Genomic DNA, 18348 nt, shown 5'->3' with positions numbered 1-18348 from the left:
ATTAGTCCCCCTCTGCCAAACACTTGTCAAGGCTGATGCCATGAGCAAGACTTTCCACTCTCCCGGCGACCTGGGGCCAGATCTCAGAAGGAATGAGCATGTCCGTGGAGAACACCACGAAAGAGGCTTTGGCACAGCCCTATCTGCCCGGCCCGCGCTTTCCGCCGGACAGCCTGTTCGACCGGGCCACCCGACACGCCACACTGTGGCTCGCCTGGGAGAAGGTGCGGGCCAACAACGGCGCCGCCGGCGGGGACGGCATGACCGTCGCCCGCTACGCACCGGCCGCGCATGGCCGCCTGTCCCGCCTCTCGCACGACCTGCGCAACGGGCGCTACCGCCCAGGACCCGCGCGCCGCGTCTTCATCCCCAAACCGGATGGCGGCGTCCGGCCGCTGGATATCCCGCCCGTCCAGGACCGCATCGCCCAGGCCGCGGTGGCGATCGTGCTCACCCCCCTGCTGGACGCCGAATTCGAGGATTCCAGCTTCGCCTACCGCCCTGGCCGGTCGGTGCTGCAGGCGGTGGCGCGCGTCGCGAAGCACCGGCGCGCCGGCTTCCGCTGGGTGGTGGATGGCGACATCACCCGCTATTTCGAGCGCGTGCCGCATGAGGGGCTGCTCAGCCGCCTGGAGCGGTCTGTGAGCGATGCGCCGCTGGTGGACCTGATCGCCACATGGCTGGAGCATCACAGCCATGAAGGGCGCGGCCTGCCACAGGGATCGCCGCTGTCCCCCCTTCTGGCCAATCTCTACCTGGACGAAGTGGATGAAGCGATCGAGGGCCGCGGCCTGCGGCTTGTCCGGTTCGCCGACGACTTCCTGATCCTCTGCAAGGACGAGGCCCTGGCGGCCGGCGCGAAGGCGCGCATGGCCGCGCTGCTGGCGGAATACGGCCTGGAGCTGAATGCCGAGAAATCCCGCATCACCAGCTTCGACCAGGGCGTGCGCTTCCTCGGGCACCTGTTCGTCAAGGGCATGGTGGTGAAGGAGATCCCGCTGGACGACATGCCGCCCGAGGATGCCCTGGCGGCTGCGGAGCAGTGGACGGCCGCTGTGACCGAGGCGCCCGACGCTTCGGTGCCGGACGATCCCGGTGCCGAGGCGGCCGCACCGCCCGGCCGTTGGGCCGCACGGCAGCGTGTGATGTATGTGTTGCAGCCGGGGCGGCGCCTCGCCACGGCCGGCGAGAGCTTCGTGGTGCGGGAGGCGGAGACCGAGCTCGCGCGCGTCGCGCCGCATCGGGTGGACAGGATCGAGCTCGGCCGCGGGGTGGCGCTGGATGTGGAGGCGCTGGACCTCGCCGCCGCCACGGACACCGTCGTGCTGCGCACCGATGGCTGGGGACGCGCCCTCGGGCGCTGGACGCCGGCGGGCTCGGGCCGTGCCAAGCGCCAGCTGGCGCAGGCCGCCCTGGTGCTGGATCCTGCCCGCCGGATCGCACTGGCGCGGCGCATCGTGAGCGGACGCATTCTCTCGCAGCGGACGCTGCTGAAGCGGCTCTCCCGCGGCAAGCCACCGCCGGCGTTCAAGGCGGCCGCGACCGAGGCGGCGCCGCGCCTGCGTCGCCTGGCGCGCGCCGCAGCGCTGGATCCGAAGCTCGGCACCACCGCGGCGCTGATGGGCCAGGAAGGCGCGGCGGCAGCGATCTACTGGCCGTTGCTGGCCTTGAGCCTGGACAAGCCCGAATTCTTCCGTGGCCAACGCCGGCGGCGCCAGGGCGAGGATCCCGTGAATGCGGTGCTCGATGTCCTCTCGGGCCTGCTGGCGCGGGATCTCGAGGTCGCGCTTGAGCGCCACGGCCTGCACACGGGGTTCGCCGTCCTCCACGCCGCCGAGGACGGGGTGGAGGCGCTGGTGCACGACCTGATGGAGGAATTCCGCGCCCCGGTGGTGGAAGCGTGTGCCTTGGCACTGTTCGGCCGACGCGCCCTGGAGGCAAAGCACTTCGATGCCTGGGGCGACAGCTGGCGGCTGACCGGCGATGGCTACTCGGCCTGCATCCGCGGCTACGAGGCTTGGGTGGCGCGCCCGGTGCGAGGCCAGCGCAGTGGAGAGAGCATGCTTTGGCGTGGTGTCATGGAGGAGCAGGCGCTGGCCTACGCGGCGCAATGCGAGGACGACACGCCGTACGAGCCATATCGGATGGATTACTGATGGCTCGGCCTGATCATCTGTTCGTCTTCGCCTACGACGTCGCGCGGGACACGTCGCGGGCGAAGCTTGCCACTCTGCTCGACGAATCGCTGGACCGCGTCCAGCTGAGCGTCTTCGAGGGGCGGCTTAGCCTCGCCGCTGCGCGGCGGCTGGCGCGGCGTGCCGAAGCGCTGCTTGGCCCGGATGACAGCCTGCGCGTCTATGCGATCACGGAGGCCGGCCGGCGTGCGAGCATGGCGTTCGGTCGCGCGCAGTTGCCGGAGGCGCATGACTTCCTCCTCTTCTGAACTTGTCGCCAGCGGGCCTCTGACGCAGGGCGAGGTAGCTCTGGGCGAGCTGCACGAGCTGGTGCGCGATCTCGCGGCGCCACAAATGGTCGTCGGCATTCCAGAATTGGCCGAGCTGTGGACCTATGAGGTGTTCCGCTTCACCTGCGCCCGCCCCGGGGATATGGAAGACTATCCGGAGCTCTCCGAACGGCTGCGCGGCGCTTTCGGCGCGGCATTGCACCGGCAGCCGCAGCCCATGACCGCCACGGGGCGCCTGCGCCCGCATGCTGTGGATGTGCTGTTTCGACAATTGCCCTCGGCGGCTGGCGAAGACGAGACGGCCAAGCCGGCCCTGGTTCGTGGCTGGATTGAAGGGGCTGCGCTGATTGCGGAGTTGCGGATCTTCGGCTGTGCGATCGCATGGCGAGATGAGGCGGCCACGGCAATGCTGGACGCATTACAGGAAGGCGTTGCCCTGCGCGGGGCACCGCGTGCGCAGCGCCGCCCGGTGACCCCTAGCGGGGTGGTTCATCGGCGGGTCAGCTGTCTCGACATTCCCGCATCTGCCGCTCATGGGATGATGCGGTTCCGCTCACCGGTGACAGTGCGGCAACGTGGCGTTGCGCATGCAAGACCCGATGCCGTCTTCGGCGCCGCGCTGCGGCGCGTGGATCGCATGGCGCGCTGGCAGGGCTGCCGCTTGCTGACGCCGGACGATTGGTTGGCACGGCATTCCTCAGGCCTCGACGTGGCAACCCGCTATTGGCGCGAAGTGTCGTGGGAGCGCTTCACTCGAAACCAGGGTGATACCCCGGTGCCGATGCGCGGGCATCTTGGGGAACTGACGCTGGATGGTGACCTGGGCGAACTCGCACCGCTCCTGATGATGGCGGAAACCTGCAACATCGGGAGCCATGCCGCCTTGGGCATGGGCTGGTTCGACTGGATCGTCTGGTGACTTGCGGACCGGTCGCGGGCGTCGGCAAGTGAGGCGACCGGACAAAGCGACAGTCGGTGCGGTCTCCGGCTGCCAAGATCGCACGGCTCATTGCGTAACCGTCCGACCGGCGTGGCCATCCATCGCATTTTGCTGGTTGCCCCGTGGTAGCCCGCACGGCTTTCCCCGAGTTTCGAGCGCTCGGGATGCCGCAGAATTCCTTGAGTCGACGCTCTGGCGGCACAAGTCTGGGGGACTGGGGGTCGTGGGTTCGAATCCCGCCGCTCCGACCATCATTCCAGTCCTTCGGCTCATGGAGCGGCGGTCTGCCGGTGATTGACGCCCGGTGCTGGCCGATGCGGAATCACCCTGGCCGGTCTGAGCCCCGGCGCAATTCATCCTCCAGGTGGAGGATGCGCATGCGCGCCTCGATCAGCTCCATGTGGAGCTGCTGGGTCAGCAGTGGATCGCCCTCCGTCATGTCGGCGGGTGAGCCACGACGCGCAACCACCCGCGCATGGACCTGGTCGAAGGGCGCCATGCGGTCCGTCATGAGCTCTGCCAGCAGATCACCGGGCGGCGCGACAGGCGGGCGCAGCTTGCGCGCCTGCAGGTTGAGCGAGATCGCCATCCGGCCCCCGTTCTCCACCGGCATCCAGCCATTCGAGGCATCGGGGATGTCATGCTTCCACCAGGCGAATTGGCCGAAGCCCAGGGCCCGCAGCATGTCGCGCAGCATCGCCTGGGTGTAGCCGAACTGATGCGCCTCGAGCGGGTTCTCGAGGCGCCCGACGCCGAAGATCAGCCCGGCCGCCGTCCAGCAGTTCCGCCCATCCGCGACCATCGCCGCGAGCATGCCGAGATCGGGCACGGCGAGCCGAAGCTGGCCGCCCTTCGCCAATATGCGTGTCCATTCGGCCAGCGCCTTGAAGGCCGTCGGCCATGCAAGATGCTCCAGGATATGGCTTGCGCAGATCTCCTCGACGTCGCCGTCGGCGATCTGCCGCAGGTCCGTGACGTCCGCCACGATGTCCGGCCGATGCGCCGCATCGATGTCCACCGTCAGGTAACCCGGAGGTGCGTAGTCGCGGCTGCCGAGATAGAGCTTCACGAACCGCCCCCCGCCTGCTCGAGATCGCCGGCCACGGCCGCGACCCGGCCCGCCTCCGCAGCCGTTCCGGCCGGCGCGAAGAGATGCTGCGAGCGCGCGACGACCGCTTCCGGCTTCTGTTCGTGGAGGCAGCGCGGGACGTTGTAGCCCTTGACGCAATTGCTCATCCAACTGCGGGTCAGCCACCAGCAATCGCCGCAGACGGCGGGATCGATGTTGATGTTGCCGGGATAGCCGAAATAGTCGCTCGGTGTCGGCCCGAAGAGCACGACCGCGGGCACGCCGAGGCAGGCGGCGACATGCACGAGCCCCCCCTCGTTGTCGATGTGGGCGATCGCCCCGCCGAGCAGCCCGACCACCTCGGCAAGGCTCGTCCTGCCGATCAGGTTCAGGTCGCATTCGGCGATCGGCTCGCTGGTGGAGGTGCCGAGCTGGACGAAGACGAGATCGGGGCGCTGCGCCCGCAGCAGCGAGACGACGCGGCCGAAATGCGGGTAGCACTTGGTGGCGCGTTGGCCGCTGATGGTGAAGTCCGGGTCGTAGCCGTTGTGGACCGTGACATAGGCGGTCGCGCCGAGGCCGAAGCGCGCCGGCGCCGTGCGGTCGCCGGCGATCTCCATCCGGTCGCCACCATACTTCAGGCCCGCCATCGCATGCAGGAAGTTGCGGCGGCTGGCGCCTGCGAAGACCGCGCTCCGCGCCAGGCAATTGTCGCGGAACGGGTGGCGGGCGATGAAATCCTCGATGTCGCCACGGGCGAGACGCAGCCTGTCGAGCATCGCGACCAGCGCCGGCGCCTCCCGCAGGTCCTTCCAGCGGATGGAATCGAGATAGGCGACGACGGTCTGATTGGCGCGCAGCGCCAGCGGGTATTCGCGGCGCAACGGCTCGAACAGCGCATCGTGATACGCGCGCCGGAAGCCTGGCACCCGGGCGAACACGAAGGCCGCCGTGTCGGGCCTTGCCATGAACACGTCGAAGCGCGTGCCCGGGGCCGCGGAGACCAGGTCCCGCATGAAGCGCGCGATCACGACGGTGTCGCCGATGCCGCCGGTCAGGCACAGCGCGATGCAGGGCGCGACCGGAAGGACGCCGTCCTCCCGCACCTGCCTGCGCGCACGGCGTGCCCCGAAGAGGGAGAACGCTGCACTGGCGAGCAGCACCGCCTTGCGGCCGAGGCTCCGGACCGCGAAGCCGATCCCGGGGAGAACCCCGCGGTCCCGCACTACGTCGGCGACGGCGCTCAGAAAGCGACTCAGCCTCTCCAGGAACATGCCGGTCGTCCTGCCATGCCCTCGCCCAAGTCTAGCAGACCCCGGCGCAGGATGCGCCGGGGTCTTTCGGGTCTGCGGGGCAGGCGCCCCGCGCCGCGGTTCAGCCCAGCAGATCGGCGCCGGAGGCCGGAGCGGAGACGGGAACGAAGGCGCCAAGGGTTCCGGCGGCCATCTCCAGGATCATCACCTGGCCGGCGAGATCCGGCCCGCTGTTCTGGAACAGCACGTCATCCGTCGCGTCCCCGTTGTAGTCGCCGGTTCCGGCGACCTCCCAGGCATTGTCGAGCGCGCCCACGCTGACCTCGCGGCTCAGCGCGCCGTTCGCCATCTCCCAGTTCAGGATCGCGCCGCTGTCGTGGCGCAGCAGGATGTCGTCCGTGCCGTCGCCGTTGAAGTCGCCGGTCGCGGCGACCTCCCAGTCGAGCCCCGCGCCGCCGACGAAGGACTCGGCGGACATGGCGCCGTTCTCCATCGTCCAGTTCAGCAGCCAGCCGCTGGTTTCATGGCGCAGCAGGATGTCGTCCGTGCCGTCGCCGTTGAAATCGCCGATCCCGACGAGGTTCCAGTCGAGCCCCGCGCCGCCGACGAAGGATTCGGCTGAGAGCGTGCCGTTGGCCATCGTCCAGTTCAGCAGCCAGCCGCTGGTCTCGTGGCGCAGCAGGATGTCGTCCGTGCCATCCCCGTTGAAGTCGCCTGTCCCGAAGAGGTTCCAGTCGAGCCCGGCACCCGCCACGTTGATCGACGCTGCCACCGCCCCGTCCGAAAGCTGCCAGTTCAGCACCCAGCCGCTGTTCTCGTTGCGGAACAGGATGTCCGCGGTGCCATCGCCGTTGAAGTCGCCGCTGCCCGACACCGCCCAGTCGAGGCCGGCCGTGCCGAGCGCGATCTCCTGCGCCACCGCGCTGTCGGACATCTGCCAGTTCACCAGGGCGCCCGTCGCCGTGTCGCGCAGCGCGATATCGGCCGTGCCGTCCGCGTTGAAGTCGCCACTTGCGGCGACATTCTCCGCCGGCGGCGGGATCTGCGCGCCGCCGACGCTTTCGTGGAAGAAGTTGATCACCGCACGGGAATCGTCGACTGCCGCCGCCCAGTCGTTGATGCCGGCGCCGGTCGCGGCGAAGGTCTCGAAGCTCAGGCCGTCGGCGGAGAGGGTGATGTACTCGTCCACCCAGTTCACGCCGCTGCCGACGTCGTTCACGCCGTCGCCGTCGCCGTCGCTGCCCCATACGGCATCGAGCACAGTGCGCTGGACCGCTTCCAGATTGAACGGGTTGCCGTCCATGTCCTGGTACCACTGCACCCACATGTCGCCATAGCGCTCGACGCGATCGTAGTCATAGGTCTCGGTGGTGCCGTCGGTGAAGCTGAAGTAGTCGATCTGCAGGGTGTCGCCCGATCCCGTCACCTCGTTCACGCCGGAGATCGAGTGCGCCGTGATCACGGCGTCCATGCTGAACGGCGTGGCCTTCGAGGCGGCGCCGCCGAGCAGGCCCGTCGGGTCCCAGCCGGAGGCGAGCAGATCGACGATTTGCGTCGGCAGGTTCGTGCTGGCGCCGGCGAGAACCTCGGTCCAGCTGTTCACACCGCCTTCGGTCATGATCAGGTGGTAGAGGGCGAGGTTCTCGTTCGGCGCATCGATCGTCGCGCCATCCACGACGATCCGGCCCGCGAAATCGGTCGTGATCGAGGTGCCGGCCGTGATCTTGGCGAGCGCTTCCTCAAGCGCGTGCTCGCGCACGCTATCCGGCGCGCGGATGACGTTGACACGCTCCAGGACGACTTCCTGCACATAGGGCAGCAGGTCGGCAGGGATCTCGTAGTCGCCCTCGGCAATCTCGACGTAGTAGATGGGGAAGGTATCGCCGCTCGCGGTGTCGAGCCCGACGGGGATGGTCTGGCTGTTGCCGTCGAGCACCGGTTCGCCATTGCCGCCGCCGTCCGACGGGTCGAGGTCGCGCAGCAGGACATAGAGGTCGGCGAAGAGGTCGCCGCCACCACCGCCGCCACCACCACCGCCACCACCGCCAGCTCCTCCGCCCGCGCCGCCGCCAGCTTCCGCGGCTGCCTCGGCTTCGGCGGCGAGATCGTCGATCAACTGAGTGCTCATGACTTCCTCCGTTTTGGTATAGAAACAAAAGAGCGCCGATCGCTGCATGGCGCATCTTCCAGGAAACTCGTTCCGTCAGAGCGTGCGGCGCGGCCCAGGGCTGACGGAAAGACCGCCCCGCGGCGCGGGGGCCAGGCCGGATCCGCTTACGGTGAGTGGCTCACGGGTGATCGCGGCGGTCCGGCCTGGCCAAGTTGCCCGCGAAGCATGGCAAGGCCCTTCGCATTCCTGCCGCTGTGCCAGAACTGGTTGTTCGGCGGCTTGTCGCCACGCTGTCGTGTTTCATGACCCTGTTCCCCAGCCCGCCGATTGATCGGCGTCGTCCTTATATAGGGACTGAGGAAAATATTAATTTGATCTGGCGCAAGCGCAATGGGGTATTCAACCTGCCCATAGTCAGAACCAGCAGACGGACAGTGATGCCAAGTCATTGATCGGACACGACGGCAAAAAGGTTGGCTGGCAACGCAGCCACGGCAGTCTGTTGCAAGTTGCAACAGTTAGCGGTCAATTAATGTAACAAGAGCCGGCGAGGCCGCGCCGGCGCGGCGACCGGACCCTCAGCCGATCGCACCGGTCGCCAGCGCGGCATCCACCCCGCCAAGGATATGACGCGTCAGCACGTCCCGCGCGCGCGGTGCGTCGCGGCGCAGCGCGCAGTCGCGCAGCGCCTGGTGCTCGGCCACCGCGATGGCGCCGCGGAAGCCGAGCGTCATGTTCTGGTAGCGCAGGTAGCGGTCGAACACCGCCGCGTGGGTGGCCATCAGCGTGCGGGAGCCGCAGGCGGAGATCAGCGTCTGGTGGAACTGGGAATCGAAACGCCGCCAGGGTTGCAGCGCGGCGGCATCGCCCGCCCGCAGCCGCTCCTCCATCTGCGAGAGCTTGTGATGCGCGGCGACGACCCGCGCCTCCCACTCCACGTCGCCGGCCCGGAAGGCATGTTCCAGCGCGTGGCCTTCCAGCAGCAGTCGCAGCGCCGCGATCTCCCGCAGGTCGCGGGCCGAGAGCGGCGCCACCTCGAAGCCGCGCTGGCCCTCGGCGAGGATCAGCCGCTCGGCGGTCAGGCGGCTCAAGGCCTCCCGCAGGGTGCTGATGCTCGCGCCGTAGCGGGCGCGCAGCGCATCGAGGCGCAGCCGCTCGCCCGGCGGCAGCACGCCGGCGATCAGGTCCGCGCGAATCCGGCGGTAGGCGCGCTCGCCCGCCGATTCCACGGTAGCGGGGACGTCGGCGGCGATCATCGGGCGGCCGCGCGCCGGGGCAGGGCGGGCGTCGTTGCTCCGGCCGCGGGCTTGCGGCGCCCGGGCGCGAACGGGGCGAGGGCATTGGTGCGGACCACATGATCCACGCAACCCTGCACATGCGCTTCCAACACCCGGCAGGCGCGGTCCGCATCGCGCGTCAGCGCGCAGTCGAGCAGCGCCGCGTGTTGCTCCGCCGCCAGCGCGCCGCGGAACACCACGGCCACCATCTGGTAGCGCAGGTAGCGGTCATAAGCCGCCGCATAGGTCTCGAGCAGCGCGACGGAGCCGCAGGCGGCGATCAGCAGGTGGTGGAATTCGCGATCGTAGCGCTTCCACTGCGTTGCATCGGCCGTGTCGCCGGCCAGCAGCCGGCGTTCCAGGGCCGCCAGCTTGTGATGCGCGCCGACTACCTGGCCTTCCCAATCGAGGTCGCCGGCGGCGAAGGAGTCGCGGATGGCGTGGCATTCGAGCAGCAGGCGCAGCGCCGCGACCTCCTGCAGTTCGGCGATGGAGACCGGTGCGACGGCGAAGCCGCGCTGGCCCTCCGCCACCACCAGGCCTTCGGAGGCGAGGCGGTTCAGCGCTTCCCGCAGCGTGGAGATTCCGGCCCCGTAGATCTGCCGCAGCCCCTCAAGCCCCAGCTTGCGACCGGGCGCGAGCCGTCCATGCACGAGGTCGGCCCGGATCCGACGGTAGGCGAGGTCGGCGAAGCCTTCCTCCGTCTCGGCTCGGCAGTCGGGCAGCATGGCGGTCAAGCCGGGCATTCCTTTATCGGCTGTTTCGGACAATAGCGGATGATCGGACGAATGACCATTGATTTGCCGATTGGCCGCCATTAGCGTCGACAGCAGTCGCGCGGCGGATCGGTCCGGCGCGCCAGACGCAATGGGCAGGGAGGAAGCGCATGAAGGCGCTCATCGGACGGCGTGCGGCGATGACCGGCACGGCGGCACTTGCGGCGGCCACGGCGCTGCCGGCGCGCGCGCAGGCGCGACGCAAGCTGCGCTTCGCAGCGGTCTTCACGGAGCAGGACATTCGCGGCGAGGCGATGCGCGGCTTCGCTACCGACCTGCAGGGCGAATTCGACGTCGAGCTGCACCTGAACGCCTCGCTGTTCCGCCAGGGGACGGAACTGGTGGCGCTGCAGCGCGGCAACCTGGAGATGGCGAACATCGCGCCGCAGGATTTCTCGCGGCAGATTCCGGCCTGGTCGGTGATGACCTCAGCCTATCTGTTCCGCGATGCCGACCACATGGGCAAGGTCTTCGCCGGCCCGATCGGGGCGGACTTCAAGAAGATGGTCCGCGACCAGCTCAACGTGCAGGTCCTCGGCCCGCTCTATTTCGGCACGCGGCAGGTGAACCTGAAGCCGCGCAAGCGCATCAGCACGCCCGCCGACATGGCCGGGATGAAGCTGCGCATGCCGCCGGGCGAAGCCTGGCAGTTCCTCGGCGAGGCGCTCGGCGCGAACCCGACGCCGGTGGCCTTCGCGGAACTCTACACCGCCCTGCAATCCGGCGCCGTGGACGGGCAGGACAACCCGCTGCCGACCAGCCGGACCATGCGCTTCTATGAGGTGACGACCCAGTTCGTGCTGACCAGCCACCTCGTCGCCTATGACCTGCTGTCGATGTCGGCGCGCTTCTGGGACAGCCTGTCGACGACGCAGAAGGAGAAGGTGCAGGCCGCCGTGGACAAGGCCGTCGCGGCGAGCACGCAGCGCCATCTGGCGCAGGAGCAGGAGATGGTCGCCTTCTTCCGCAGCCAGGGGCTGGAGGTCTATGCGCCGAACGTCGACGCCTTCCGCGCGGAGGCGCAGCGGCGCTACCTGGCGTCGCCGCTGTCGCAGAGCTGGCCGGCGGGCATCCTCGAGCGGATCAACGCCGTCCGCTGATCGGCCGGGCCGATGACGGGTCTCGCGCGCCGCGTGCTGGCCTTCGGCGGGCGGCGCGCCGAGAACGTGCTGGCTGCGCTGCTGGCGGCGATGTTCATCGCCTTCGTGGTGCAGATCGTGATGCGCTACGTCTTCAACGCGCCGGTCGGCTGGACGACGGAGGTTTCCACCCTCGCCTGGCTCTGGGGCGTGTTGTGGGGGGCCGCGCTTGTACTGCGGGAGGATGAGGAGATCCGCTTCGACATCCTCTATGGCGCGGTGCCGCCGGGCGTCAGGCGGGTGTTCGACGCGATCACCGGCGTCGCCGTCGTGGCGATCTTCACCTGGTCGCTGCCGGCGGTGTTCGACTACGTCACCTTCATGAAGGTGGAGCGCGCCGCCTATCTCGGTGTGCGTATGGACTGGCTGTATTCGGTCTACCTGGTCTTCGCGGTGGCCGTGATCATCCGCTACGCGTTCATCGTCTGGCGCGCCGTATCCGGGGCCGGTCGGGCGTGACGCCCTTCGCGCTGGGCCTTGTCGCGATCGTCGCGCTGGCGCTGCTCGGCCTGCCGATCGGGCTGGCGATGATCTGCGGCTCGATCCTCTATCTCGCCGCTTCCGGCCAGGACATGTCCATCGCGGCGGAGCAACTGCTGAACGGGCTGAACGGCAGCTACATCCTGCTGGCCGTGCCGCTGTTCATCTTCTCGGCTGGGCTGATGAACGCCGGCACGATGACGGACCGGCTGCTGCGCTTCTGCAACATGCTGGTGGGCCGGTTCCGCGGCGGGCTCGGCCACGTCAACGTCGTGCAGAGCGTGATCTTCGCGGGCATGTCGGGCTCGGCCATCGCGGATGCCGCGGGCAGCGGCAAGATCCTGATCGACATGATGAAGCGCACCGGCGCCTATCCCGCCAGCTACGCCGCGGCGATCACGGCGGCGACGGCGGTGATCGGGCCGATCATCCCGCCTTCCATCCCGATGGTGCTGTATGCGCTGATCTCCGATTCCTCGATCGGCTACCTGTTCCTGGGCGGCGTGGTGCCGGGGCTGCTGATGGGGCTGACGCAGATGGCCATCAACAGCTGGATGGCACACCGCCACGACTTCCCCGTGGCCGAGCGCGTGCCCCTGCGCGAGATGCCGCGCCTGACCTGGGAGGCGCTGCCGGCGCTGCTGATGCCGGTGATCCTGCTCGGCGGCATCTATGGCGGCGTGATGACGCCGACCGAGGCCGCGGCCGTCGCCGCCGCCTATGCGTTCCTGGTCGCGACGCTGCTCTACCGCAGCATCTCGCTGCGCGAACTCTATGCCACGGTGCTGGGCAGCGCGCGGTCAACCGCGGCGATCGGCATGCTGATCGCGGGGGCGCTGGCCTTCAACTACGTCGTCGCCAGCGAGAACATCCCGGGCACCGTGCGCGGCATCCTGGCGGGGTGGGAACTGGCCGACTGGCAGTTCCTGCTGGCGGTCAACCTGGTGCTGCTGGTGCTCGGCTGCCTGCTGGAGGGCAGCACCATCCTGCTGGTGGTGGTGCCGGTGCTGATCCCGACGGCGCAGGCGCTGGGCGTGGACATGGTGCATTTCGGCGTGGTCGTGGTGGTGAACATCATGATCGGGCTGATCACGCCGCCCTACGGGCTGCTGCTGTTCATCGTGGCGAAGATCTCCGACGCGCCGCTGGGCGAGGTGGTGCGCCACACGCTGCCCTTCATCGCCGCGATGCTCGGTGCGCTGGCGCTGATCACCTTCGTGCCGGAACTGGTGCTCTGGCTGCCGCGGCAGTTCGGCTATCTGGGTTGAAAGGGGATCTCCGCGTGCCGCGAACCATCCATGTGCTGAACGGGCCGAATCTCAACCGGCTCGGCAAGCGGGAGCCGGAGATCTACGGCCGCACCACGCTGGCGGAGGTGGAGGCGATGTGCCGCGCGGCAGCTGGCGAGGACGCGATCGTGTTCCGTCAGACCAACTGGGAAGGCCAGCTTGTGGAGTGGATCCACGCGGCGACGGACGAGGAGGCCGCGGGCATCGTGATCAACCCGGCGGGGCTGACCTTCGGCTCGATCCCCGTGCTGGATGCGCTGAAGATGTTCCGCGGCGTCATCATCGAGCTGCACATCTCCAACATCCACCGGCGCGAGCCGATCTATCATCGTTCGTTGGTCTCGGGCGTCGCGACGGCGGTGATCGCGGGGCTGGGGGCGCGGGGGTATCCGACGGCGGTGCGGGCGATGCGGGAGATGCTGGAGGCGGGGTGAGGGGGCGGTTAGCGCGCCCGTTTCGCAGGCAGGCCGTGCCCCCACCCCGGCCCTCCCCCGCTTCGCAGGGGAGGGAGCAGGTTGCGCGGCCGACGCCTCCCTCCCCCGCATGCGGGGGAGGGTCGGGGTGGGGGCGCGACCGACCTGTGAGAACGCGCGCTCACTCCACCTTCGGCGCCGCGATATCGTACAGCCCCCACGCATTCTCCGACAGGATGCGGTTGCGCACGCTCTCCTCCGGCGCCCAGTCCAGCATCAGGTCCAGCAGGTCGCCATCGTTCGGCATCACGCGCCCGCGCATGTTCACATGCGGCCAGTCGGAGCCCCAGACCAGGCGTTCCGGTGCGTGCTGCACCAGCGCGCGCGCCATCGGCGTGACGGAGGCGTAGGGGAAATCCTCCTTCGTGCAGCGCATCGGGCCGGACAGCCGCACCCAGACGCGGCCGCTGTCGAGCATGCGCAGCATCGTGCGGAAGGCGGGCTGGTCCACGCCGCCGGCCGCGGGCACCGCGCCGAAATGGTCCAGCACCACTGGCCCCGGCAGCGCCATCAGCCGATCCGCGAAATCCTCCAGGTCGGTCTGCGCAGGATAGAACTGCACGACCCAGCCAAGCTCCGCCGCCATCGCCGCGGCGCGTTCCGACAGGTGCGGCAGATGCGCGCCGTGATGCGGACTGACGAAGCGCAGGCCGCGCACGCCGAGCGCATGCAGCCGCGCCATCTCCGCCTGATTCGTCTCCGGCGGCAGCAGCGCCACGCCGCGGAAGCGGTCGGGGAAGCGGCGCAGCGTGTCCTCCAGGTGGCGCGTGTCCATGCCGTAGCCGCCGCCGCTGACGATCACGGCATGCGACAGGCCGAGCACGTCCTGCAGCGCGATGTTCGTCTCCGGCAGCGCGTCCTCGCTGATGTAGCGGCTGCCGGGATCGAAGGGGTACTCCGCCGCCGGCCCGAACAGGTGCACCTGGCAATCCACCGAGCCCGGCGGACAGACGAGGCGCGGCTTGCGCGGGTTCGGATCGGGCGGCGGCGTCAGGGGCGGCGACATGCGGGGCGCGTCACTGTGCCTGGATGTTGGCGGCGCGGATCACCTCGCGCCATTGCGGCAGTTCCTTCGCGATGATGGCGCGGAACTGCTCTGGCGTGTTGCCGACCGGCTCCACCCCCTGCGCGGAGAGGCGCTGCGCGATGGCCGGCGTGCGCACCGCGCCCATGAAGGCCTGCGACAGCTTCGCGACGATCGGCTCCGGCGTGCCGGCCGGGGCCAGCACGCCCATCCAGAGGATGCCCTCGAAGCCGGGCAGGCCGAGTTCCTGCACCGTCGGCACATTCGGCATCAGCGGCGAACGCTGCAGGTTGGCGAGGGCCAGCACGCGGATGGTGCCGGCCGCGATATGCGGCGCGGAGCTGACATAGCTGTCCATCTTGAGCTGCACGCGGCCGGCGATGGTGTCGGTCAATGCCGGCGCCGCACCGCGATAGGGCACATGCAGCACCTGCAGGCCGAGCTTCGACAGCAGGAGCTCCGTCACGACATGCGGATGCGTGCCGATGCCGGCCGAGGAATAGCTGAGCTTGCCCGGATTGGCCCGCGCATAGGCGACGAACTCCTGGAAGTTCGTGAAGGGCGCGGAGACCGGCGCGATCAGGATCTCCGGGATCTGCGCTACCAGCGAGATCGGCGCGAAGTCCTTCTCCGGGTCGTAGCCGCTGTTGGGGTTGAGCGCGGGGTTCACCGTGTGGTTCGGCGCGGTGAACAGCAGCGTGTAGCCGTCGGGCCGTTCGCGCGCGACGCGCTGGGTCGCGATGTTGCCGCCGGCGCCCGGCAGGTTCTCCACCACGATGGAGGCGTTGGCGCCGAGCAGTTCGGCGGCGCGCGCGGCAACGGTGCGTGCCGTCACGTCCACCGTCGCGCCGGGCGGGAAGGGCACGACCAGGCGGATGGGGCGCGTCGGATAGTCCGATTGCGCGCGGGCGAGGCCCGGCAGCGCCAGGACCGCCGCGCTGGCGAACAGCGCGCGGCGCGTTGCGTTCATCATGCCGTGGTTCCTCCCTGCTACTGCTTCTGGATGCCGGCGCGGTCGATCACGCGCGCCCAGAGCGCGATGTCGTCGCGCAGCAGCGTCGCCATCTCCGCCGGCGTGTTCGGGGCAGGCTCGACGCCGAGGCCGAGCAGGCGCTGGCGCACTTCCGCCGTGGCGAGGATGGCGGTGATCTCGCGGTGCAGCCGCTCGATGATCCGCTGTGGCGTGCGCGCGGGTGCGAACATCGCGTTCCAGCCGGTGACGGCGTAGTCCGGCAGGCCGGATTCGCGCAGCGTCGGCACGTTGGGCAGGAACTCGGATCGGCGCGTGCCGGTGCTGGCGATCGGGCGCAGCACGCCGCCATCCAACGCGCCGCGCGCGGCGGCGTAGGATTCGAAGGCGATCTGGGCATCTCCGCGCTGCGTCGCGGTCAGCACCTCCGGCGTCGTGCGATAGGGCACGACGGTCGCGTCCAGCTTCGCGGCTTCCTTCAGCCATTCCGCCGAGAGGTTCTGCGTGCTGCCGGGGCTGATGGTGGCGATGGCGAGCCCGCTGCCGCCGCGCCGCCCCGCCGCCAGCACATCCTGCACGTCGCGAAGCGGGGAATTCACCGCCGTCAGCATCAGCAGGTCGAAGGACACCATCGCGGTGATCGGTGCAAAATCAGCGACCGGATCATAGGGCAGGGTACGGAACAACGACTTGTTGATGGCGTTGCCGGTGCTCAGCACCATCAGCGTCTGGCCGTCCGGCTCGGCTGAGGCGCCGAGGCGCGCGGCGACGCTGCCGCCCGCGCCGGGCCGGTTGTCCACCACCACCTGCTGGCCGAGGCGCCGGCCGAGATGCTCGCCGACGAGGCGCACTGTCAGGTCCGCCAGGCCGCCGGCGCCGAATCCGACGACGATGCGCACGGGGCCGCTGGGATAGCTCTGCGCCGCGGCGGGCAGCGGCAGGAGCAGCGCGGATGCGCCGAGCAGCGAGCGACGCGTCGCGAGCCGTCGCGCAGGGTTGCCGTTGCCCATGGCCGAAACCTCCCTCATTATGTTCCGCAATGCAGAACACAGTTCCGCTGACTACTCTGACGCCGCGGGGCACTGGCCGCAAGCGCTCAGCGGAGGCAGTCGAACAGCGGGGTGATGCGCGCGGCGCGCTGTTCGATGGCTGCCGCACGGCGGCGCAGCCCCGGCGCGGGATCGCCGGCGTTGCGCGCCAGCGGGTTCGGCAGCACCGCCGCGAGCAAGGCGGCCTGCTGCGCGGACAGCGCGGCGGCAGGCCGGCCGAAATAGCGGCGCGCGGCGGCCTCGGCGCCATAGAGCCCGGGGCCGAACTCGACGATGTTGAGATAGACCTCCATCACCCGCCGACGCGGCCAGAGCAATGCGAGCTGCGGCGTCAGCCAGGCTTCCAGAATCTTTCGCAAGGGATCGCGTCCCGGCCAGAGGAACAGGTTCTTGGCCGTCTGCATCGTGATGGTGCTGGCGCCGCGCGGGCGCTCGCCCTGGCGCCAGGCCTCGACCTGCTCGCGGATGGCGCCGAAGTCGAAGCCGAGCGCCTGGCGGCAGAAGAGGTTGTCCTCGCTGGCGATCACGGCATGGGCGAGGGCGGGCGCGATGCGCTCCAGCGGCACCCAGTCGCGCTCCAACCCATAGCCCTGGGCCAGGCGGATCAGCATCAGCGGGGTCGGCGGCGGAGGGACCGCGCGCAGCAGCAGGAGCGCGAGCATCGGCAGCAGCAACCCCGCCGCGCCGAGGCGCAGCAGCCAGCGCGACCAGCGGCGACGGGTCAGGCGCGCCTCCGGCAGCGCTTGGCAGCGGGACGTCGCATCACGCCAGATCCGGCCAACGGCGTGAAAAGCCTGAATTGGATATCGCTTCGCGGTCGCGCCCTGGCGAGACATGGACGAAAGGTGCAGGCACAAGAAGCGGGGGCCGGATGGAACAGCTGGGAATCTGGGAGCCCGATTGGCTCGTGGGCGCTGTCATGACCGTCGGCACGGTCGTATTCCACATCATCGGTCTCGGCCTCATCCACCTCGTCTTCCTGCGGATTCTTGCTCGCCTCCGGGGCAGCCGCCACAACGAGGCCATCCGCTCCCTGCTGCTGCTCACGCCCGTGGTGGCGATGATCTTCTTGCTGCACGCGCTGGAGTCGTTCAGTTGGGCCGCAACCTATGTGCTGTTCGGCGCGACGGACCATTGGCGCGAGGCCGTCGTCTACTCGATGGGCGCACTCTCCACCTACGGTCACGACCAGGTGTATCTGAGGCCCGAATGGGCGCTGCTCGGTGCGATCCAGGCGCTCAATGGGATGCTGATCTTCGGGCTGACGATTGCCTTCCTGGCCGCGGTCATCCGCCAAGTGTGGGCGGGAGCGCCGATCTGAGGCGAGGGACGGCTGGCCTACAGCAGATCGCGTTCAGATGGAATCATTCGAACGCGTGAAGATGCTCTGAAAACAAGAGGCTAGAGCCTGCGAAGCGAGCGCGAGCGAACGCAGCATGCTCTAGCGCCGGCCGCGCGGTGCCGGGGCGGCGAGCAGGCCAGCCAGCACATCGGCAAGCGAACCGACTGCCGCGCTGGCCGCGGCGACGAAGGCAGGCGTGTCCGACCCCGCGACCGGGCTGGTCAGCGTTTCCGTGCGGACAAGGTCCTGCCGCGGCGCCTCCCGGTTGGCGACCGCCACCTGCGCTGTCAGCGCCAGCGTGGCGGGCCCGCTGAGGCCCAGTCGCTGCACGTTCACCTCCACCGCGGCCTCGGCCGGCGAGGAGATCGCGCCGCCGGTGGCGAAGACGCTGGATTCCGGCAGCCGCTGCGCCAGGTTCTCCACCAGCACGCGGGTCAGCATCGCCTCCAGCGATTCGCCCCACCAGTCATTGCCGGAGACGGCGAGGCGGTAATCCTCGGTCGTACGCACGATCTGCAACCGGTCGAGGTATCGGGCCAGCGACACCGTCCGCACCGAGACGCCCCGCGGGCCGCCGCGCCTGGGCGTGCCGGGCACCGGCAGGATCGTATAGAGGTCCGGCTCGGGCGAGCGGCAGGCGGCAAGCAGGCCAAGGGCGCCGAGTGCGACCCTGCGGCGACGGTACGGCATCGG

Annotated in this window: 18 protein-coding genes and 1 CRISPR repeat array (1 of these 19 cut by a window edge); of the genes, 8 read left to right on the top strand and 10 right to left on the bottom strand. The window is 69.4% G+C overall.

Going from position 1 to position 18348, the window contains the following annotated elements:
- A CRISPR array of direct repeats spans positions 1-5; the repeat unit is 37 nt; it reaches 858 nt to the left of the window's first position.
- A gap of 93 nt (positions 6-98) precedes the next feature.
- Genes cas1 through cas6 form a run of 3 tightly spaced genes read left to right on the top strand, consistent with a single transcriptional unit; the run spans position 99 to position 3383 of the window.
- On the top strand, positions 99-2156 hold the full coding sequence (gene cas1, locus E4T13_RS04490; RefSeq protein WP_137177014.1) for a CRISPR-associated endonuclease Cas1: 2058 nt from the start codon (positions 99-101) through the stop codon (positions 2154-2156).
- Entirely contained in the window at positions 2156-2443 is a 288-nt protein-coding gene (gene cas2 / locus E4T13_RS04485; RefSeq protein ID WP_137177013.1) for a CRISPR-associated endonuclease Cas2, read from the top strand. The genes cas1 and cas2 overlap by 1 nt, the downstream gene beginning before the upstream one ends.
- On the top strand, positions 2424-3383 hold the full coding sequence (cas6, locus tag E4T13_RS04480; protein WP_170984798.1) for a CRISPR system precrRNA processing endoribonuclease RAMP protein Cas6: 960 nt from the start codon (positions 2424-2426) through the stop codon (positions 3381-3383). Before cas2 ends, cas6 begins: the two co-directional genes overlap by 20 nt.
- Positions 3384-3726: 343 nt before the next feature.
- Here cas6 and E4T13_RS04475 read toward each other — a convergent pair whose 3' ends face one another.
- The 5 genes from E4T13_RS04475 to E4T13_RS04455 form a co-directional block, all read right to left on the bottom strand.
- Positions 3727-4473, bottom strand: a complete 747-nt coding sequence (locus tag E4T13_RS04475) for a methyltransferase domain-containing protein (protein WP_137177011.1) — start codon at positions 4471-4473, stop codon at positions 3727-3729.
- Positions 4470-5747, bottom strand: coding sequence for a glycosyltransferase family 9 protein (locus E4T13_RS04470; protein WP_137177010.1), 1278 nt, complete (start codon positions 5745-5747; stop codon positions 4470-4472). Before E4T13_RS04470 ends, E4T13_RS04475 begins: the two co-directional genes overlap by 4 nt.
- A 100-nt stretch (positions 5748-5847) precedes the next feature.
- Complete coding sequence (locus tag E4T13_RS30165) at positions 5848-7854, bottom strand: VCBS repeat-containing protein (protein ID WP_137177009.1); 2007 nt, start codon at positions 7852-7854, stop codon at positions 5848-5850.
- Positions 7855-8414: 560 nt separating this feature from the next.
- Entirely contained in the window at positions 8415-9092 is a 678-nt protein-coding gene (locus E4T13_RS04460; RefSeq protein WP_137177008.1) for a GntR family transcriptional regulator, read from the bottom strand.
- Complete coding sequence (locus tag E4T13_RS04455; protein ID WP_137177699.1) at positions 9089-9841, bottom strand: GntR family transcriptional regulator; 753 nt, start codon at positions 9839-9841, stop codon at positions 9089-9091. Before E4T13_RS04455 ends, E4T13_RS04460 begins: the two co-directional genes overlap by 4 nt.
- A 158-nt stretch (positions 9842-9999) precedes the next feature.
- Between E4T13_RS04455 and dctP the strand changes: the two genes are divergently transcribed.
- From dctP to E4T13_RS04435, 4 genes are read left to right on the top strand one after another with little or no spacing between them, the layout of a single operon-like run.
- Positions 10000-10989 (top strand): TRAP transporter substrate-binding protein DctP, encoded by a 990-nt coding sequence (dctP, locus tag E4T13_RS04450; protein WP_137177007.1) that lies wholly within the window; start codon positions 10000-10002, stop codon positions 10987-10989.
- Between the two features lie 12 nt (positions 10990-11001).
- Positions 11002-11487, top strand: a complete 486-nt coding sequence (locus tag E4T13_RS04445; RefSeq protein WP_137177006.1) for a TRAP transporter small permease — start codon at positions 11002-11004, stop codon at positions 11485-11487.
- On the top strand, positions 11484-12776 hold the full coding sequence (locus E4T13_RS04440) for a TRAP transporter large permease (protein ID WP_137177005.1): 1293 nt from the start codon (positions 11484-11486) through the stop codon (positions 12774-12776). Before E4T13_RS04445 ends, E4T13_RS04440 begins: the two co-directional genes overlap by 4 nt.
- Before the next feature lie 14 nt (positions 12777-12790).
- A complete protein-coding gene (locus E4T13_RS04435) occupies positions 12791-13231 on the top strand; it encodes a type II 3-dehydroquinate dehydratase (protein WP_137177004.1) in 441 nt (146 codons plus the stop codon).
- Positions 13232-13391: 160 nt separating this feature from the next.
- Here E4T13_RS04435 and E4T13_RS04430 read toward each other — a convergent pair whose 3' ends face one another.
- The 4 genes from E4T13_RS04430 to mtgA form a co-directional block, all read right to left on the bottom strand.
- Positions 13392-14276, bottom strand: a complete 885-nt coding sequence (locus tag E4T13_RS04430; RefSeq protein ID WP_137177003.1) for an amidohydrolase — start codon at positions 14274-14276, stop codon at positions 13392-13394.
- Between the two features lie 10 nt (positions 14277-14286).
- Positions 14287-15267, bottom strand: a complete 981-nt coding sequence (locus E4T13_RS04425; RefSeq protein WP_137177002.1) for a tripartite tricarboxylate transporter substrate binding protein — start codon at positions 15265-15267, stop codon at positions 14287-14289.
- A 17-nt stretch (positions 15268-15284) separates the two neighbouring features.
- On the bottom strand, positions 15285-16274 hold the full coding sequence (locus E4T13_RS04420; protein ID WP_170984797.1) for a tripartite tricarboxylate transporter substrate binding protein: 990 nt from the start codon (positions 16272-16274) through the stop codon (positions 15285-15287).
- Between the two features lie 86 nt (positions 16275-16360).
- Positions 16361-16975, bottom strand: coding sequence for a monofunctional biosynthetic peptidoglycan transglycosylase (gene mtgA, locus E4T13_RS04415; RefSeq protein WP_240790982.1), 615 nt, complete (start codon positions 16973-16975; stop codon positions 16361-16363).
- A gap of 209 nt (positions 16976-17184) precedes the next feature.
- Here mtgA and E4T13_RS04410 point away from each other — a divergent pair, with 209 nt between their 5' ends.
- Complete coding sequence (locus E4T13_RS04410) at positions 17185-17634, top strand: hypothetical protein (RefSeq protein ID WP_137176999.1); 450 nt, start codon at positions 17185-17187, stop codon at positions 17632-17634.
- A gap of 120 nt (positions 17635-17754) precedes the next feature.
- Here the strand turns inward: E4T13_RS04410 and E4T13_RS04405 are convergent, their stop codons facing one another.
- The gene (locus E4T13_RS04405; protein ID WP_137176998.1) at positions 17755-18345 is read right to left on the bottom strand and encodes a membrane integrity-associated transporter subunit PqiC; all 591 of its coding nucleotides are present in this window, start codon (positions 18343-18345) and stop codon (positions 17755-17757) included.
- Positions 18346-18348: the final 3 nt, after the last annotated feature.

Source organism: Roseomonas sp. AR75 (assembly GCF_005222815.1).
In the GTDB taxonomy this organism is placed as follows: Bacteria; Pseudomonadota; Alphaproteobacteria; order Acetobacterales; family Acetobacteraceae; genus Falsiroseomonas.
The sequence above is the reverse complement of the archived record's forward strand: the minus strand, read 5'-3'. Positions and strand labels throughout refer to the sequence as shown.

Coding starts and splice junctions, on each gene's coding strand:
- cas1 (WP_137177014.1), top strand. CDS start 99: ATGTCCGTGGAGAACACCACGAAAGAGGCTTTGGCACAGCCCTATCTG.
- cas2 (WP_137177013.1), top strand. CDS start 2,156: ATGGCTCGGCCTGATCATCTGTTCGTCTTCGCCTACGACGTCGCGCGG.
- cas6 (WP_170984798.1), top strand. CDS start 2,424: ATGACTTCCTCCTCTTCTGAACTTGTCGCCAGCGGGCCTCTGACGCAG.
- E4T13_RS04470 (WP_137177010.1), bottom strand. CDS start 5,747: ATGTTCCTGGAGAGGCTGAGTCGCTTTCTGAGCGCCGTCGCCGACGTA.
- E4T13_RS30165 (WP_137177009.1), bottom strand. CDS start 7,854: ATGAGCACTCAGTTGATCGACGATCTCGCCGCCGAAGCCGAGGCAGCC.
- E4T13_RS04460 (WP_137177008.1), bottom strand. CDS start 9,092: ATGATCGCCGCCGACGTCCCCGCTACCGTGGAATCGGCGGGCGAGCGC.
- E4T13_RS04455 (WP_137177699.1), bottom strand. CDS start 9,841: ATGCTGCCCGACTGCCGAGCCGAGACGGAGGAAGGCTTCGCCGACCTC.
- dctP (WP_137177007.1), top strand. CDS start 10,000: ATGAAGGCGCTCATCGGACGGCGTGCGGCGATGACCGGCACGGCGGCA.
- E4T13_RS04445 (WP_137177006.1), top strand. CDS start 11,002: ATGACGGGTCTCGCGCGCCGCGTGCTGGCCTTCGGCGGGCGGCGCGCC.
- E4T13_RS04430 (WP_137177003.1), bottom strand. CDS start 14,276: ATGTCGCCGCCCCTGACGCCGCCGCCCGATCCGAACCCGCGCAAGCCG.
- E4T13_RS04425 (WP_137177002.1), bottom strand. CDS start 15,267: ATGATGAACGCAACGCGCCGCGCGCTGTTCGCCAGCGCGGCGGTCCTG.
- E4T13_RS04420 (WP_170984797.1), bottom strand. CDS start 16,274: ATGGGCAACGGCAACCCTGCGCGACGGCTCGCGACGCGTCGCTCGCTG.
- mtgA (WP_240790982.1), bottom strand. CDS start 16,975: ATGCTCGCGCTCCTGCTGCTGCGCGCGGTCCCTCCGCCGCCGACCCCG.
- E4T13_RS04410 (WP_137176999.1), top strand. CDS start 17,185: ATGGAACAGCTGGGAATCTGGGAGCCCGATTGGCTCGTGGGCGCTGTC.
- E4T13_RS04405 (WP_137176998.1), bottom strand. CDS start 18,345: ATGCCGTACCGTCGCCGCAGGGTCGCACTCGGCGCCCTTGGCCTGCTT.